16 protein-coding genes and 1 pseudogene are annotated in these 17526 nt (G+C 43.4%); 11 read left to right on the top strand and 6 right to left on the bottom strand.

Annotated elements, in window-relative coordinates; translation table 11 throughout:
* Position 1 precedes the first annotated feature (1 nt).
* Positions 2–1603 carry a hypothetical protein gene (locus EYR97_RS04835; protein ID WP_131092681.1) on the bottom strand — a complete coding sequence of 534 codons (1602 nt, stop codon included), beginning with the start codon at positions 1601–1603 and terminating at the stop codon, positions 2–4.
* Entirely contained in the window at positions 1596–2549 is a 954-nt protein-coding gene (locus tag EYR97_RS04830; protein ID WP_131092680.1) for a hypothetical protein, read from the bottom strand. The genes EYR97_RS04835 and EYR97_RS04830 overlap by 8 nt, the downstream gene beginning before the upstream one ends.
* A gap of 360 nt (positions 2550–2909) precedes the next feature.
* Between EYR97_RS04830 and rsxA the strand changes: the two genes are divergently transcribed.
* The 8 genes and pseudogenes from rsxA (at position 2910) to EYR97_RS04790 (ending at position 11591) form a co-directional block, all read left to right on the top strand.
* Positions 2910–3491 (top strand): electron transport complex subunit RsxA, encoded by a 582-nt coding sequence (gene rsxA / locus EYR97_RS04825; RefSeq protein WP_131092679.1) that lies wholly within the window; start codon positions 2910–2912, stop codon positions 3489–3491.
* Positions 3491–4072, top strand: coding sequence for an electron transport complex subunit RsxB (gene rsxB / locus EYR97_RS04820; RefSeq protein WP_131092678.1), 582 nt, complete (start codon positions 3491–3493; stop codon positions 4070–4072). Before rsxA ends, rsxB begins: the two co-directional genes overlap by 1 nt.
* Before the next feature lie 5 nt (positions 4073–4077).
* A complete protein-coding gene (rsxC, locus tag EYR97_RS04815) occupies positions 4078–6726 on the top strand; it encodes an electron transport complex subunit RsxC (protein ID WP_131092778.1) in 2649 nt (882 codons plus the stop codon).
* The gene (gene rsxD / locus EYR97_RS04810; RefSeq protein WP_131092677.1) at positions 6726–7808 is read left to right on the top strand and encodes an electron transport complex subunit RsxD; all 1083 of its coding nucleotides are present in this window, start codon (positions 6726–6728) and stop codon (positions 7806–7808) included. Before rsxC ends, rsxD begins: the two co-directional genes overlap by 1 nt.
* Before the next feature lie 11 nt (positions 7809–7819).
* On the top strand, positions 7820–8557 hold the full coding sequence (gene rsxG, locus EYR97_RS04805) for an electron transport complex subunit RsxG (RefSeq protein ID WP_131092676.1): 738 nt from the start codon (positions 7820–7822) through the stop codon (positions 8555–8557).
* A complete protein-coding gene (locus EYR97_RS04800; RefSeq protein ID WP_131092675.1) occupies positions 8550–9242 on the top strand; it encodes an electron transport complex subunit E in 693 nt (230 codons plus the stop codon). The genes rsxG and EYR97_RS04800 overlap by 8 nt, the downstream gene beginning before the upstream one ends.
* A 177-nt stretch (positions 9243–9419) precedes the next feature.
* Positions 9420–9818, top strand: coding sequence for an endonuclease III (gene nth, locus EYR97_RS22180; protein WP_242634897.1), 399 nt, complete (start codon positions 9420–9422; stop codon positions 9816–9818).
* 352 nt (positions 9819–10170) lie between these two features.
* A pseudogene (locus tag EYR97_RS04790) lies at positions 10171–11591 on the top strand (M20/M25/M40 family metallo-hydrolase).
* A gap of 69 nt (positions 11592–11660) precedes the next feature.
* Here EYR97_RS04790 and EYR97_RS04785 read toward each other — a convergent pair.
* Positions 11661–11873 carry a cold-shock protein gene (locus EYR97_RS04785; protein ID WP_131092673.1) on the bottom strand — a complete coding sequence of 71 codons (213 nt, stop codon included), beginning with the start codon at positions 11871–11873 and terminating at the stop codon, positions 11661–11663.
* 319 nt (positions 11874–12192) lie between these two features.
* Here EYR97_RS04785 and gloA point away from each other — a divergent pair, with 319 nt between their 5' ends.
* A complete protein-coding gene (gloA, locus tag EYR97_RS04780; RefSeq protein WP_131092672.1) occupies positions 12193–12582 on the top strand; it encodes a lactoylglutathione lyase in 390 nt (129 codons plus the stop codon).
* Positions 12583–12750: 168 nt separating this feature from the next.
* Positions 12751–13842, top strand: coding sequence for a glycerophosphodiester phosphodiesterase (glpQ, locus tag EYR97_RS04775; protein WP_131092671.1), 1092 nt, complete (start codon positions 12751–12753; stop codon positions 13840–13842).
* A gap of 48 nt (positions 13843–13890) precedes the next feature.
* Here glpQ and EYR97_RS04770 read toward each other — a convergent pair whose 3' ends face one another.
* The gene (locus EYR97_RS04770; protein WP_131092670.1) at positions 13891–14763 is read right to left on the bottom strand and encodes an OmpA family protein; all 873 of its coding nucleotides are present in this window, start codon (positions 14761–14763) and stop codon (positions 13891–13893) included.
* Positions 14764–15093: 330 nt separating this feature from the next.
* Between EYR97_RS04770 and rnt the strand changes: the two genes are divergently transcribed.
* Positions 15094–15735: a ribonuclease T gene (rnt, locus tag EYR97_RS04765; RefSeq protein WP_131092669.1), complete on the top strand. Its 642-nt coding sequence runs from the start codon at positions 15094–15096 to the stop codon at positions 15733–15735.
* 82 nt (positions 15736–15817) lie between these two features.
* Here the strand turns inward: rnt and EYR97_RS04760 are convergent, their stop codons facing one another.
* Both EYR97_RS04760 and EYR97_RS04755 read right to left on the bottom strand, forming a co-directional pair.
* Complete coding sequence (locus EYR97_RS04760) at positions 15818–16423, bottom strand: peroxiredoxin (protein ID WP_131092668.1); 606 nt, start codon at positions 16421–16423, stop codon at positions 15818–15820.
* Between the two features lie 160 nt (positions 16424–16583).
* Positions 16584–17342, bottom strand: a complete 759-nt coding sequence (locus EYR97_RS04755; RefSeq protein ID WP_242634895.1) for a glucosaminidase domain-containing protein — start codon at positions 17340–17342, stop codon at positions 16584–16586.
* Positions 17343–17526: the final 184 nt, after the last annotated feature.

The raw sequence follows: 17526 nt of genomic DNA, 5'->3' as shown, positions 1-17526 counted from the left end.
TCTATACCCCTGGTAATAAAATGGTAGTGCCAAGTAAATCTTCGCGACTTCGAGAAGATGTCATTACGGCTGTATTTGGTTTCGGCTGGCCTCTTGTCGCTAGCGCCCACACAGATGCCATAGCAGCGTCAAATAAGTCGTCGCCTATTTTCTTTAGCACCATGACGTAACTTGAATAACTCTTACTGGTTTCTTCTGGCTTGATGTTCGATAGTTGCTTAATAAAGGTTTTCATATCTGAAATTGCTAAACTGTCGATATCTAAGCCCGACGGTTCTAAATGTTCAACGTAGGGAATAACGACGTGGCCGTGGTGGAAAACTCCTCTTAAGGCTTGCGCCATGCTGTGTTTTATTGAGCCTTCAAAACGCAAAGGTGCAAAGGCCCAATCATTCCATGCTGAAGCATTCGACTCACCATCATTAATCGCTCGTATATCAACTGGGGTGAGCCCTTCATAATAAAGGTCGTGGTTTAACTGGGTAAGCATACCTAAGCCGTAAGCATCGCCTATTGCGTAGTCGGGGCGAAAGTAACGCCAGAACGCAAGTAAGTCATTTTTAACAACCGAATCGTCGGTACCTGCGGCCCATGTTTTGGCAAACACGAAAACAACATAGTTGCCCACTTGCTCAGTAACGATAAAAGCGTGCTTTGAGGCGGTAGCGCTTTCGCCATGGCCTGCAGCATCGTAGCCAAAACTTAATAAACCGCGTTTTCTATATCTGGTACCAGGCTCGGGGATAACCATTTCAATGTTGGTTTTTGCGCCCATCTGAATGGCTGCACGAATATACTTTTCCCAAATTAAGTTGGTAGAACTGGTATTAATGCACAGCAGCTGGCGAATGTATTCTTCGGGTGAAAGCTGCACTTTCATGTCGTCGATAAACTTACCGTTTAGGATCCCAAGTTCTACGCCTAAGTGACAATCGACCGTCGGCAATAAGTGGTACTTCTTCGTTTCTAACAAGTTTGAAAGTACCGACGCACCTTTAAAAACACCTGTAATTCTAATTATCGGTTCGTTTTTGGCGTTTTCATCTGCACCTAAACGGCGTGTTGAACCCATTGTAAGAAGGAAACGGGAGTTAAGGCGCTCTTGGTCCAAGTCGTCGACTTCTTCGATAGAAGCCAAGGTTAAATCGCCCCCGTCGATTTGGGAGAATATACCGTAGCCTCGCGCTATGCTTCGGTTGCAGAACCTAAAATAAGTATCGCTCATTTGCTTACGGCCATTGCGGTACTCAATAAAGTTACCGAGAATTTCAGACCGACGAATAGCGTCTAGATGGTAATTAAGGTTAACCAGGCTTTGTGCTTCTTTGGGCGCCACAATGCCCAATTCTTGGTCGGGATTCGTTGCCAGGTATTCAAGGTTCCACATTTCTTTAACTGCGGTCTTACCTGTACGACGACAACTATTGTCAATGGTGTTTGGGTACCTATCCATTTCATAACACTTAAGTACCTGCATTGGATCTAGTGTTATATCGTGAACATGCTTATGCCAAAGGGAATGGTCGCCCTTGTAACGCATAATTTCAGCTTCAGCCAAATGCTGCAGGCGCTGTCTTTCTTTTGCTGTAACACGTTCAGCCATCGCCGTTCGCTTTTTTATGTTCTAGCAATATTTCATCTTGGCTAAGCGCATTCTGAGAATTCACTATTTTTTCGCGCAAGCTATCAAGTAATTCATGCTGTTTGCTTTGGAAGTCAGCCAAGCTCTGCTTATCTTTCCCTTCTTGCTGTAAGCGGCCCATTTGAATTTCATTTTCTTCACGCACTTTTTGCGTCATACCCAAATCAGCAAGCGTAAGATTGTTTTTACTCATTAGGTCGAAGATATGCTTAAGCAGTGGGTTGGCTTTCGTATCCATAATGGTGGTTTTCTTACCAGTTTCACTATCAGTGTACTGAGCAAGGTGAAAGCCACCGTCTTTATCAAATGAGAATGCCGGTGTTTCTAGCACGACGCCTTTATTAATTACGCTTATCAGCATGTCATCCATTAACGAGGCAAAGTTAGCCTGTTGCATCGCTTGGTGCTCACGCAACATTTTTGGGTCGTGACTTTCAATGGCGATCAGATGGCGCATAAATAATTCAGTTTTGCGCATGCATGCCACTTGCTGGCTACAGTAGTCAAAATCGATATCACATGTTTCACACGCGTCATATTTGCCAGGCTTAGCAGGAAAATAGAGAGCTTGCTTTGCCGCTGCGCCGTGTTTCAACGCATTGAATCGCGTTCTTAACGCTTCCTCTGGTGTGGGGTGACCATCCAAGTTTGCAGCAGAGGCCGCTTTTCCTTCTAGGGTTTTCGGGCCTGTTGATTTTACATAGCTACTAAATAACCCTCGCTGCCAAGGTATTTGCTGTGAACGGGCTCTACAAGACGGACAAGTAGAAAAATATCGATAGGGATGAGACAGAATATCGTCATCAATGACTTCTTCAGGCTCAGAATCCCACACATGCAAACACACACCACATTTAAATGTAATGTCGTTGCGTGGGGCTAAAAACTTGCTTTTGTCCGTTTTCATACCACCATTTTGGTGCAGCAGAAAACGCAGCGTTAGGGCAAATTAATATTAGGGGAACTAATTAAAAAACGTACAGCTATGCAGCTTTTACTAAGCGTGACGGCAACTTACGCTTAAATTCAATCATAGGTACGTTAATAGTTCCCAGTAAGGAGGGCTCGGGGAGCCACTTAGTTGGCTCAATACCTCTATATACTATCTCCCTTTTTTACATCATTACGCAAACTTCTTCATAGATTAAATAACCCTAATTCAATCAAGTTGTTAAACCCGTTCTAAAAAGGGATAATAGGCGCAACCTTTTTTCTTTTAAATCACGGGCGATGTCCGTCAGAATTCCTTAAAGGAATTGCGTAAGTAATGACTGAATTTCTACTGCTATTAATTGGTACAGTACTGGTTAACAACTTCGTACTTGTTAAATTCCTTGGTCTATGCCCATTTATGGGGGTTTCAGGCAAGCTGGAAACCGCAATGGGTATGTCAATGGCAACCACTTTTGTACTTACCCTTGCCTCAGCTTCAAGCTACTTGGTAGAAACATATTTGCTCGCGCCATTAGGCATTGGCTATTTACGCACACTCGCATTTATTCTTGTTATCGCCGTGGTAGTGCAGTTTACCGAAATGGTTGTTCATAAAACCAGCCCTACCCTTTACCGATTGTTGGGTATCTTTCTCCCGCTTATTACGACTAACTGCGCTGTGCTAGGTGTAGCTCTGTTAAATTTAACCGAGCAGCATAACTTTATGGAAAGTTTGATTTATGGTTTTGGTGCTGCTGTGGGCTTCTCGCTTGTTCTTATCCTGTTTGCTGCTATGCGCGAACGATTAGCAGCTGCAGATGTACCTGTTGCATTTAAAGGCGCTTCTATTGCCATGATAACGGCTGGTTTGATGTCACTCGCCTTTATGGGCTTTAGTGGATTGGTGAAGCTCTAATGACAGTTTCTTTAGCTATTGTAATTGCCATTATAGCAATTGGTGTTTTGGCGCTCCTATTTGGTCTTATTCTAGGCTACGCAAGTATTCGCTTTAAAGTAGAAGGAGATCCGTTAGTAGAACAAATTGATGCCGTGTTACCGCAAACCCAATGCGGGCAATGTGGTTACCCAGGTTGCAAACCCTATGCAGAAGCCATCGCCAACGGTGATGAAATAAATAAGTGCCCACCAGGTGGCGAAGCGACAATTAAAAAGCTCGCTGATTTGATGGGTGTCGAGCCTAAACCACTTGATGCTGCCCACGGCGAAGAAGACACAAAGAAAGTTGCTTTTATTCGCGAAGACGAGTGCATTGGATGTACTAAATGTATTCAAGCATGCCCTGTTGACGCTATTTTAGGTGCTGCTAAACATATGCACACAGTTATCGCAGAAGAATGCACAGGTTGTGACCTTTGCGTAGATCCATGCCCTGTTGACTGTATTGATATGGTACCTATTGTACAATCTACCTCCACGTGGAAGTGGGACTTCTCAACGTCTCCAAAAGGCGATATCCCAGTTAAAATGGTGTCTTGATTGTGATGTATCCAAGTTTTGAATCGATTTTAAAAAACCTAGAAGCAGGGAAAATGCATACTTTCCCTGGCGGCGTTCATCCTGACGGCAAAAAGTCGTTGTCAAATACACAGATGATTGCAACACCTTCCCTTCCTGATTTGCTTGTTATACCACTTCGCCAACATATTGGCGCTGAAGGTGCAAGCTGTGTGGAAGTGGGTGATAACGTACTCAAAGGCCAAGTGTTATCACACAGTACTTCCCCTTTTTCTGTGCCGGTTCACGCACCAACTTCCGGCGAAGTTATAGCAATCGCGCCGCATGTCGTCGCTCATCCTAGCGGCCTTACAGAAATGTGTATTTCTATTAGACCAGACGGATTAGATACATGGTGCGAATTAACGCCTATTTCAAACTTCTTGGATGTAAGTAAAAGCGAATTAATCGAAATAATTTGCCAAGCGGGTATATCAGGTATGGGTGGTGCGGGTTTTCCAACTCATATTAAAACCTCTACATCTAAGCCTGTGGAATTTTTGGTATTAAACGGTGTTGAGTGTGAACCGTACATCACGTCTGATGACAGACTAATGCGTGAGCATGCTTGGCAAATTCGCCAAGGGCTGGATGTTCTCTCTCACCTTATAGGCCCTAAAGCCGTTGTTATTGCTATTGAAGACAATAAACCCGAAGCCATAGAAGCGTTGACTATTGCCTGTCAGGATAAGAAGGAATACCGCGTAGTCACTGTCGAAACCAAGTACCCCGCAGGTGGCGAAAAGCAACTAATCCAAGTATTAACTGGTAGAGAAGTTCCTCGTAATGGCTTGCCCGCTGACGTTGGCGTGATGATGTTTAACGTGGGTACGTGCTATGCAATTGCTGATGCTATTTTACATGGCAAACCTCTAATAGAGCGCGTTGTTACGGTAACGGGCGAAGCCGTGGAAAGCCCATGCAACTACAAAGCTCTCATTGGTACGCCAGTATCACACTTGCTCAACGAAGCAAAATATCAAGCGCGTAAGCAGAAATCGCCCAAAGTGATCATGGGTGGTCCAATGATGGGGTTTACGTTATCTGATGCGACAATACCCGTTGTAAAGACTACCAATTGTTTATTGGTTCCGGCAAAAAAAGAATTGGTTGATGACAATGCTGAGCGCCCTTGCATAAGGTGCAGTGCGTGTGCCGATGCATGCCCAGTGTCATTATTACCTCAACAGATGTTTTGGCACGCCAAAGCTAAAGAATTAGAGAAAGCACAAGACTACGATCTATTCGATTGTATTGAATGCGGTGCTTGTGCCTATGTGTGCCCAAGTGAAATTCCGTTAGTGCACTATTACCGACAAGCCAAGTCAGAAATTAGACTTCAGCGCGACGAAAAGAATAAGGCCGAAAAGGCTAAGCAGCGTTTTGAAGCACGTAAAAAGCGCCTAGAGCGAGAAAAGCTTGAACGAGAAGCGAAACATCGCAAAGCCAAAGAAGCGCGTTTAGCAGCCAACAAAGTGAAAGAACAAGCTTCTTCAGAACAAGTAAACACTAGTGATAGTGCTGCCAAAGACAAGGTGGCAGCAGCATTAGCCAGAGCCAAAGCGAAGAAAGCGGCCATGCAGGCAAATAGCGATACTGCTAGTAACAATTCGGCTTCTCAAGCTGGTACGGATACTAATAAGGTACAAGCTGCTGACGATAAAAAAGCGCAGGTTGCAGCCGCTATCGCGAGAGCAAAAGCGAAAAAGCAAGCACAGCTTAATGCAGCAACAACTAGCGAAAACGACGCGAATAACACAAACGATGTTAAGCATGTAAGCGATACAAATAGTCTAAGCGATGCGAATAGTGTAAACGATACAAATAACGCAAGTGCCGAACAAGACGACAAGAAAGCAAAAGTCGCAGCCGCTATTGCCAGAGCAAAAGCGAAAAAAGCGGCCCAAGCCGCTAACAAAGATGGTTCAGATACAACCGGTGTATCAAATAGTAAGTCAACACAAAATAACGAATTGAGTAACGAGCAGCCTTCTCATCAAGTATCAGAAGCTGAGCAAAAGAAAGCGCGTATTGCCGCAGCCGTTGCCAAAGCAAAGGCCAAAAAGGCACAGCAGCTTGACGAGAGTGGCCCACAGCGTGATCAGTCAAAAGATGAAGCTGATAGCTCAATGTCAGACAATATGAGTACGCCCAGTGGGAACTCAGCAGCTGATGAACACAGTGCTGAAACAGTACAGCGCAATGATGAAAAGAAAGCGCGAATAGCCGCTGCAGTGGCCAAAGCGAAGGCCAAAAAAGCCGCTCAAGAAGCTTTGTCTGCGCCAGATTCAAGTAGTGATTTAACCAAAAGTGAGCAATCACTTGACGATGAAATGCCAAATTCAACGCCGGAAGTAGAAAAGGCGACGTCACTTGAGAAAGCCAATGGGGTTGAAGACGAGAAAAAAGCACGAATTGCTGCAGCCGTTGCCAAAGCAAAGGCAAAAAAAGCGGCACAGGAAGCAATAAACCAAACAACGAAACCTACTGATGAATCGTTGAGTTCAACCTTACCTGATACGCATTCAGAACGTGCTTCAACTAATCAAGCCGATGAGAAAAAAGCGAGAATTGCCGCAGCAATAGCAAAGGCAAAAGCTAAAAAAGCAGCCGCCGAAAAAGAGAACGAATCGTAATGAAGTTAAGCCTTTCAAGTTCCCCTCACCAACGGGTTAAACGCGACACTGGTCAAGTTATGCGCTTGGTAATTTACGCCATGCTACCGGGAATGCTTGCTCAATCTGTCATATTTGGATGGGGAATGCTCATTCAAGCAACTATTGCTGTTGTCAGCGCATTGGTAATTGAGGGAATTATTCTATTTTTGCGCAAGCGTCCTATTGAACGCACGTTAACTGACTATAGTGCGGTATTAACTGGGTTACTAATCGCCATCAGTATTCCACCTACCCTTCCTTGGTGGATGACGGTTATCGGTGTGTTCTTTGCCATTGCGGTAGCCAAACAAGTCTATGGCGGTTTGGGCTTTAACCTATTCAACCCTGCAATGATAGCCTACGTAGTGTTGCTTATTTCATTTCCGGCTGCGATGAGTTTGTGGCTACCACCGGCAAGCCATGCTTCAGTTTCACCTGATTTTTTTGATTCGTTGTCACTTATTTTTACCGGGTTCACCACCAGTGGCTATGATGTTACGCAGTTAAAAACCATTGCTGACGGCGTAACTATGGCAACGCCTCTAGATACGGTTAAAACGGGGCTAACACAAGGCGTTACGTACACTGAATCGTTAATGAAGCCGGTATTTGATGGCGGTGTGTTTGATGCTGCTGGCGCAGGTTGGGGGATCGTTAGCTTAGCCTATTTACTCGGTGGCCTTGTTCTTGTGAAAACCCGCGTGATCAGCTGGCATATCCCAGGAGGCATGTTAGTCAGTGTTGCACTGTGTGCTGCGCTTTTACACTTAATTGATGGCGATTACTATGGCTCTCCTCTCTTCCATTTATTAAATGGTGCTGTCATGGTTGGCGCCTTCTTTATTGCCACCGACCCTGTATCTGCATCAACAACGCCAAAGGGACGTATTATCTTTGGTGCAGCCATTGGTTTTTGGGTAGTGATCATTCGCACTTTTGGGGGTTATCCCGATGCTATCGCCTTCGCCGTTATCATTATGAATATGTGCGTACCACTTATCGATTATTACACACGCCCTCGTGTTTATGGCAAGTCCGTTGCCCATGCCAAACGTAAGTGAGGTAGTCACCTATGCTTAAAGATAGTTTATTGAAAAACGGCGGAATGCTTGGTGCGTTTGCGGTAGTTACAACCGGTCTAATTGCACTAACATTCTTCAGTACACAAGACCAAATAGAACAGCAAAAGAAGCAAAAGCTCTTGAGCATATTGAATGATGTGGTTCCCCATACCTATCACGACAATGCCCTCTATGCAGACTGCACCATTATAAGTGCCCCTGAACTAGGCTCTTCTAAAGGTGACATACAAAAACCACACAAAATTTATCGCGCAAGAATGCAGGGAGCTCCTTCAGCATTAGTGTTGGAAGCCACCGCGCCTGATGGATATAGCGGTAATATCGATATGGTTATTGGTGTAAGTATAGATATGACGGTACTGGGTGTACGCGTTGTCGATCACAAAGAAACGCCAGGGTTGGGAGACAAAGTTGAACTTGCGGTTAGTAACTGGATAACGTCGTTTACCGGGAAACAATTTGATAATGAAAATACGTCATCGTGGCAAGTAAAAAAGGACGGTGGGGATTTCGACCAGTTTACCGGCGCAACAATTACCCCTAGAGCGGTAGTGAATGCAGTAAGACGCGCACTTATTTTTGCTCAAGCTAATCGCGATAGCTTATTTAGCCAGCCCAATGCTTGTGGTGCTGTTTCAATAGCGGTTAATACGTCAAGTACAGAGAGTACACAGAGCACAGAGAGTCCAAAAAATATTGAGCGTTTGGAGAGTTCATCACATGACTGATTATCGAGATCTTTCGCTTCAAGGTTTGTGGAAGAACAACCCTGCATTAGTGCAACTACTCGGGCTTTGCCCACTACTCGCGGTTACAGCAACTTTTATAAACGGTTTGGGCTTAGGTATTGCTACTACCCTTGTTCTTATTGGTAGCAATGTCACTGTTTCACTTGTGCGCAATGTGGTGAGAAATGAAATACGCATACCGGTTTTTGTCATGATCATCGCCGCGTTTGTCACTATTGTGCAATTGTTAATGAATGCCTATACGTATGATCTCTATTTAGCGTTAGGTATATTCATTCCACTCATTGTAACTAACTGTGCCATAATCGGCCGTGCAGAGGCATTTGCATCCAAAAATCCACCGCTAGCTGCCGCCTATGACGGTATAATGATGGGCTTAGGGTTTACTGCTGTATTAGTTATTCTTGGCGGTATGCGCGAAATTTTAGGGGCCGGAACACTCTTTGCTGGTGCAGACAGATTATTTGGTTCAGTGGCAAAACATTGGACAATTACTTTGTTCGCCACAGAAAACCCTTTTATTCTTGCAATATTGCCCCCCGGTGCTTTCTTAGGAATGGGCTTACTGATTGCAGTAAAGAACACTATAGATGCCAAATTAGCCTCTAAAGAAAAAGCCCCCGCAGTTAAAGCAGAGCGCGCTCGAGTAACCGCTGAAAGCTAACGTTTGCTTAATACATAATGCTTAATACTCTATAAATTACACACCACATATTTATAACGATGAGTTCGCGATGGACGACTTAATAATGACCGATATACACAAGCCGATTTCAAAAAAGAAAAAGTAAACGCCATTATTGCAATTCTCGACGAACTCTATCCAGAAGTACCTGTACCTTTGGATCACAAAGATCCTTACACCTTGCTTATTGCCGTATTATTGTCAGCCCAATGTACTGACGAACGAGTAAATCAAATAACGCCAAAACTGTTTGCTAAAGCCGATAATCCTTATGATATGGTGCAACTAACCATCGAAGAAATTCAGGCAATTATCAGACCCTGTGGCTTATCCCCTATGAAGTCAAAAGGTATCTGGCACCTATCGGATATGATAATCAAACAACACAACGGGAAAGTACCAGCTGACTTCGCCGCACTTGAAGCCATGCCAGGTGTTGGTCACAAAACCGCGTCTGTTGTGATGTCGCAAGCTTTTGGCATTCCCGCTTTCCCTGTTGATACGCATATTCATCGCCTGATGTACCGCTGGGGCCTTTCAAACGGAAAAGTGTAGAACAAACCGAGCGTGATGCTAAGCGCCTATTTCCTAAAGAAAAGTGGAACGATTTGCACTTACAAATTATCTTCTATGGAAGAGAATACTGCCCAGCACGAGGCTTTTCGTTGGATAAGTGTATTATCACAAAGCAGTACGGCAGAAAAAGTTTCATTAATGAAGTACTAAGAGAACAAGAGAAAAAGCTACAGCGAAACATCACGAAAAAGCGTTAAATTACCAATCAGCGCTTTGCCGTATTACATTCGCCTTCGGTAATATTCACGAAATCACTGATGAAGTGCATCGTATCCTCAACCGTTATTCGTTAGTATGATAGTTAAAAATAATATCTATAAACGGAGAACACATGCTAAAGGTAAATGGTATTGCGAAAGGGTTAACCTTCGCGCTTTTAAGCACGCTGAGCGTTGGCCTTGCAGCTAACCCATCCCACATCACACCACAGCAAAAAAAACGGCAGAAGAGTTAATAGAGAAAGCTCTAGAGAGTGACTTAGGCTTTGAAATTGTCGAATCTTTAACTACAGAAATTGGCCCTAGATTAGGTGGCTCAGAAGCAGAAGAACGGGCTCGTGACTGGGGGGTTAAACTAGGAAAGCAACTGGGCTTTGACAAAGTCAGCATAGAAGAATTTACTATGCCTTTCTGGGATAGAGGTCATTTACACATTTCACTCACTTCGCCTTACAAACAAGATTTGTACGGCACAGCTTTAGGTGGAGGTGCACCATCTGAAAAGGCGATAAACGCTGATATTGTTTACTTTAGAGATATTCACGCACTTACTGATGTAGAAGATGGTGCGCTTAAAGGTAAAATTGCGTTTGTAGACGGTGATCCTATGGTAAAAAGCCAAACTGGAGCAGGTTATGGGCAAGCTAATCAACGTCGTCGCATAGGCTGGCAACATGCACAACGCGGTGGTGCACAAGCATTAGTAGTACGTTCTGTGGGCTCTGATTCTCACCGCTTTCCACATACTGGAATGATGAGTGCAAATAACAGTGGTGAGGAAGGTAATAAATGGGCAGACATCCCCGTTGTTGCTATTTCTAACCCCGATGCCGACCACCTACGCCGTTTACACAATTTAGGTAAGCCATTGTCTTTGTCACTGCACTCTGAGTCGAAATGGAAAGGTGAAGTAAGTAGCGGCAATGTGGTTTTAGACCTTGTCGGCAGCGAAAAGCCTGAAGAAATTGTGCTAATTGGTGGTCACTTAGACAGTTGGGATTTAGGCACTGGCGCAGTGGATGATGGCGCAGGTATTGCTATTACAACTGCCGCAGCAGCACTTATTTCAACACTGCCTACACGTCCTAAACGCACTATTCGCGTGGTCATGTTTGGCGCAGAAGAAGTGGGGCTTTTAGGTGCATTTGCATATGCCAAGCAACATGAGAAAAACTTGGCCAATCATGTATTGGCGACGGAGTCTGATTTTGGTGCACAAACCATTTGGCAATTGTCTTCTAATGTCAATGAAGATGCCACTGCATTAGTTGATGACATTGCAAAGATGCTATCGCCTCTTGGTATTATACGAGGGGGTTCAGATGTTGTTGGTGGTGGTCCGGATATTATCCCGTTAGCAAAAAAAGGTGTGCCGACTATACGTTTGGAACAAAATGGTAGAGACTATTTTGACTTACACCACACGCCTGATGATACGTTGGATAAAATAGACCCAGATGAGCTAGCGCAAAATATTGCGGCTTACGCTGCCGCCATATACTTGTTGGCTGACAGTGAAGTAGCATTTAAATAGTTGCAGAATCTACATTAAAGTCGTTTGAGCGCACTAAGTTTTTAGGCGCTCAAACGCTCTAGAACTAAACTATCGAACGATTACGTTCGCAGCTTGTGGGCCTTTTTGACCTTGTTCTACTTCGAAGCTAACTGCTTGGCCTTCAGAAAGCGTCTTAAAACCATCTGATGCAATTGAACGGAAATGTACGAATACATCTTTACCGCCAGCTTCTGGCGTTAAAAAACCAAAACCTTTTTCTTCGTTAAACCACTTTACTGTACCGTTTACTGAATTAGACATAATAAAAAACCTTTAAATTGATGTGATGGTGCTAAGCACCGGAATAGCTGTAGACATAACCGAACCACTAAAGTGATGTATATCTATCTGAATAAAACTTCAATTTGAAGGAATAAAAGAAAGGTACAGCGCAGTAATAGGAAAAGCGTAAAACATATCTAAAGCGCGGGGAAGATACCCTGTATCTTGAATTAAGTCCAGTGCTTTTTAGATTATTTTTTGCGCTATTTTTTGAACAATTGATAAATCGAGCAAGTAAGAAAGCGTTCTCTACTATCAAAATAATTAAGACAAAGTAATTAAAACAAAGGAACAAAAAATGCGAATGCTACACACTATGCTTCGAGTTGAAAACTTGGAAGCTTCACTACATTTTTACACTACGTTAATGGGCATGCGCTTGTTACGCCAATCTGAAAATAAGGCTTATGAGTACACCTTGGCCTTTGTAGGTTATGGCGATGAAAGCGAAAGTACTGTGCTTGAGCTCACCTACAATTGGGGTGAGAACACTTATGAGAAGGGAACCGCATATGGCCATATTGCAATTGAGGTTGATGATATTTATAGCTTCTGTGAAAACCTCGAGGCGAACGGCGCTGATGTTTATCGAAAACCTGGCCCAGTAAAAGGCGGCAGTACTGTTATTGCTTTCGTGCGAGATCCTGACGGCTATGCCATTGAGCTAATTCAAAACAAAAACAATTAGCGCGTATTGGGAATAATTTGAAGGAAATAAACACTTGTAATCAACCCTTAACTTTTGACGTTCAAAATAAAAAAGAACGAATCTAGAGCCTATTGAGCATTTCGGTACGTTTTTACAGCAAAGGTCAATACGCTCTAAAGTATCATATTGAAAAGGACTGAATGTTACATGTGTACTAGTTTTATCGAAAAGAAGAAAAGGCAATGTTGGATTGCAATTAAAGCCACACTGTTCATTCTGCCTATGGTAGTTAGTTCATTTGGTTTTGCAGACGATGGGATCGCGAAGCGTACTTCACCTAAGCGTGACTTTACCATTATCGCCCACCGCGGTGCACCGGGCTACCTTCCAGAGCACTCACTTGAATCAACAACACTCGCCTTTGCACAGCGTCCAGATTTTATTGAACAAGATGTCGTTATTACTGCTGACAATATTCCTGTGGTACTTCATGATATTCATCTTGAAACTGTGTCTAATGTAGCCTCTTTATTTCCAAAACGTCATAGAGATGACAAGCGTTATTACGCGCGAGATTTTACGTTAGACGAGCTTCGTCAACTAAACCTCGTAGAGCGAAGAAACTACAATGGAAAACAAGTTTTTCCCCATCGATATTCAGGAATTAACGCACGTTTTACCATTGCTACACTTATGGAACACTTTGAGTTAATTCGTGAACTCAATCGCGAATTCAATACGAATATTGGGGTTTATCCCGAAGTAAAGTCGCCCGCTTTTCACTTAAGTGAAGGTGTGGATGCAAGTAAGATTGTTATTGATGCTTTAGATGAATATGGCTTTGGCGGTGCTAAGGGAAATAGTTATCTTCAATGCTTTGACTTGAATGAAGTAAAGCGCATTCGGGAAACCCTTAACTACACAGGCAAAGTAGTTATGCTGATTGGAGAAAACAGTTGGGCTGAAAGTAACACGGACTACGACTGGCTTCGTACCGAAGAAGGTTTAAAGACGGTTGCGCAATATGCAAATGGCATTGGTCCATGGATAGGACACTTACTAGATGAAGCAGCTTATGAGCAAGGTACTATAAAGCCTGTTAATTGGCTTGCGTACGCCCATCAATATCAACTGACTATTCACCCCTACACATACCGACACGATGCATTACCTGAAGGCATGACAGGCACACAACTTTTAAATACTCTTAAAGACGTACTCAACGTTGATGGTGTATTTACTGATCACATTCCACCAGTGCAATTGTGGCGTAAGCAAGAAAAAGAAAGCCCTCGTTAGAGCTTTCTTTGTGCTAATTATTTTACTCGTAAGTGTGGCTGCGCTGCGCTAGGATTTAGACAGTCTCACGACAACCCGGCGGTTTTGCGCCCTATTCTCTCGCGTGTCATTAGGTGCAATGTGCCGTTTCTCGCCGTGCCCTGTTAGCTGAATGCGCTCTTCAGGAACACCAAGTGCGGTAAGGTAGTTTTTTACTTCATCGGCACGGCGAATAGACAACTGCTCGTTGTTCCAGCGTCCACCATAACTATCGGTATAACCATCAAGCAGGACTAACTCTAATTCGCTATCTTCTTTGAGATATTCACCGATCATGATTAAGCGCTTCTGCGAATACTTGGTCAATTCAGTACTATTATTTTTGTACGATAAAACGGTATAAGCAATATCGTCGAAATTATAAGGCAATAAGTTCGATACACATTTCACAAAGTCACGATATACACCAGTAAAGTTGCTGGCATTAAGCGCCACACTTACGGTGTCGTATTTGTTGTACCAATCCTGATAATAAATGGTCGGCCAATACCCTTTTTCCAATTCAGAGAGCATGGTCCACGCTGCGTCTTGGGGTAAATCGCCATTGTACTGCTTGCGCAATGACATATCTGCGATGGGTTTAGGCGCAGCACCAGGCATCCAATTAGGGGGAACAGAATAAACTGAAGCAATTTCGAATTTATTGGGCAGCGAGTACATATCAAGCTCAAATTCCATATTGAGTTGTTTAGACGCTACACTAGTAAAGAATGCTTCCCCATAGCCAGGCAGTTCGTGATTAAGCGTGCATTGTAAACGACTCTTGTTGTCTACTTTCCAGTTAGAACTCTCAATAGTGGCCGAATACTGTCGCATAGCCGCATGAGTTGATAGTGAGCTTAATAGTCCTACCAAAACAACATATTTTAATTTCGACACCATAGTGAAGACCTAAATGACAAGAACCGAAAGTTGAACCTATGCACGCTAATGTATTTGCGTACTTATTCTATCGCCCAAAGTGTAGAAAAGTTTAGTGTTTAAATCTACGTCAAACCAGTTTTTCTGATTCACCTTTACATTAAAAAGAAAATACTGACTGCTAAACACGAGGTAAAGTGTACTCGTAGTTGAATGTGTTAATGTAAATTCTCTCTGGCAACTCACCACTATCCTTGCGATAATTCACAACTTCACGCGTTGATATAAAGGCCTGTTAGCCAAGTTTTATATATCGACGAGTCTTTAAGAATCTGTTTCACAAGAGTGTTTATGTCTTCTACTCCTCCCCTTCTTTCTCATCGTTTTAGAGGTTACTTTCCGGTTATCATTGATGTAGAGACAGCCGGTTTTAACGCGGGAACCGACGCTCTGCTCGAATTAGCAGCGGTAACGGTAAAAATGGATGACAACGGAGACTTAGTGCCCGATCAGACCTTTCACTTTCATATTAATCCCTTTGAAGGTGCTAATTTAGAGCCCGCGGCATTGGAGTTTAATGGCATAGATCCCCACTGTGCACTGAGAGGGGCTATTGATGAAACAGAAGCCATGAAGGCACTATGTAAAGGTATTAGAAAAGCGCAAAAAGATGCAGATTGTCAGCGTTCAGTTATTGTGGCCCATAACGCCACATTTGATCAGAGTTTTGTCAACGCAGCTATCGAGCGTTGCAATATAAAACGCACGCCGTTTCACCCTTTTGTATCTTTTGATACCACGAGCTTAGCAGGGTTAACCTTGGGCCAAACTGTGTTGGTAAAAGCGTGCAGAGCAGCAGGTATTGCCTTTGACCAAAGTGAAGCACACAGCGCCCTTTACGATGCTCAAAAAACTACTGAGCTATTTTGCTTGATGGTAAATCGCTACAAAGCACTGGGTGGATGGCCACTGGCATCAGAAAACGCAGAGTAAAATAGATAAAAATTTTCGTACAAATATATACCCAAACAAAAACAGCGCCAAAGGCGCTGTTTTTTCATCTGAATAAAAACGCTTACAGTTTGTCAGCTTCTTCAGATAAGTATTTCGCTACACCTTCAGGAGATGCATCCATACCCGCTTTGCCTTCTGTCCAGCCTGCTGGACATACTTCACCGTGCTCTTGGTGGAAAGCAAGCGCATCAACCATACGCAACATTTCGTCAACGTTACGACCAAGAGGTAAATCATTAACTACTTGGTGGCGCACTAGCCCGTCTTCATCAATTAGGAACGAGCCTCGGAATGCAACGCCATCTTCAGGATGTTCAACGTCGTACGCTTGGCAAATGTCGTGCTTAACGTCAGCAACCAATGTGTACTTAACCGGGCCGATTCCACCTTGATTGACTGGCGTATTTCTCCACGCATTGTGAGAAAACTGAGAATCAATTGATACGCCAATGACTTCAACACCACGTTTCTTGAATTCGTCGTAACGCTTGTCAAACGCAATCAATTCAGACGGGCATACAAATGTAAAATCAAGTGGGTAAAAGAAAACTACCGCTTTTTTGCCTTTGATTGCTTCACTTAGTGTGAATGAATCTACAATTTCACCACTTCCCAACACTGCAGCAGCTGTAAAATCTGGCGCTGGACGGCCTACTAGTACGCTCATGAGTCTCTCCATTTTAAATTTGGATTGTAATATTAATAAATCGCCGCTTCACGCGATGATCCTTGGTACGAATACCTTCTGCAGTGGGTTATAGGTACGAAACTAAAAATAACAATATGAAACCAATTGTTTTTTACTGATCGTACCATTATTGTTCAATCTAGTGCCCTGCTTGAAGAGAGTTTATAACGTCATCGAAGCGTTGTAAGTTATTAAAGCGGATCATGGCATTGATTTCTTCCACGTACTCCTCTTTTCGCTCTGAATAGTTCAACAACGCTTGGCTTAACGTTAGCCCTGATAGAGGCACGTCCTGTAACCTTTGCGCCTGTCTGATTTTTCGCATATCGCGATATGCTTCATGTGTATTCAAATTCATCATATAGCTTTTTACCGAGTCTTTCGGTGTTCTGAAATCTGCTATTTCATGCGTTTTATTCTTATCTCGCTTGTTTGGCACAACGCCACACCCTTTCATAAAGCACCATTGCCCGAAAAAGTTATTGGCTTCTACTGCAAATCTCGATGTACCCCATGCACTTTCATTAGCGGCTTGCGCTAACGCAAGTGAGGCAGGAATAACATCGACACGTCTTAGCAGAATGTTGCACATGGGTTCATTGAGTACATCCTGCTTGTCTAAGCGATATTTTTTCGCCATGTTTCCCAATGATGTACTGTCATTATTGGCCTCACATTCCTTCTGTACCTTTTTTCTGTCGGAAAGAATTTCACTATTAATGCTGTGAACGATAGGTTGGAAGTAATTAAAGAATGCGGCTTTTCTCTCAGGGCCAGCTTCGTAAAGCGAAAAGTCAGGCGCACTTTTCTTGGCAAAGAAGGTTATGTAAACCGCAACGACCACAATCAATGCGACCACTGCGATAAAGATATATCGAGTATGTTTTATATTAACCATATTGTTTTACTTATATTTATTGCTCGTTACTAGAGCCTGTATATCTTTGTTCATTTTTTGTGTTGGCGGTCAAAATTGTCCATCGCAAGGCGTTACTTGTGTAGTTTGGTAGCCCAAATAAACCAGTAACAACAAAGTGAAGGGCAATTTTGGCCCCAACCCCATAGGGGCATGGCCATTTTTC

It is taken from the genome of Alteromonas sp. KUL42, assembly GCF_006538325.1.
Classification (GTDB): Bacteria; Pseudomonadota; Gammaproteobacteria; order Enterobacterales; family Alteromonadaceae; genus Alteromonas.
This window is presented reverse-complemented; position numbering and strand designations above follow the sequence as displayed.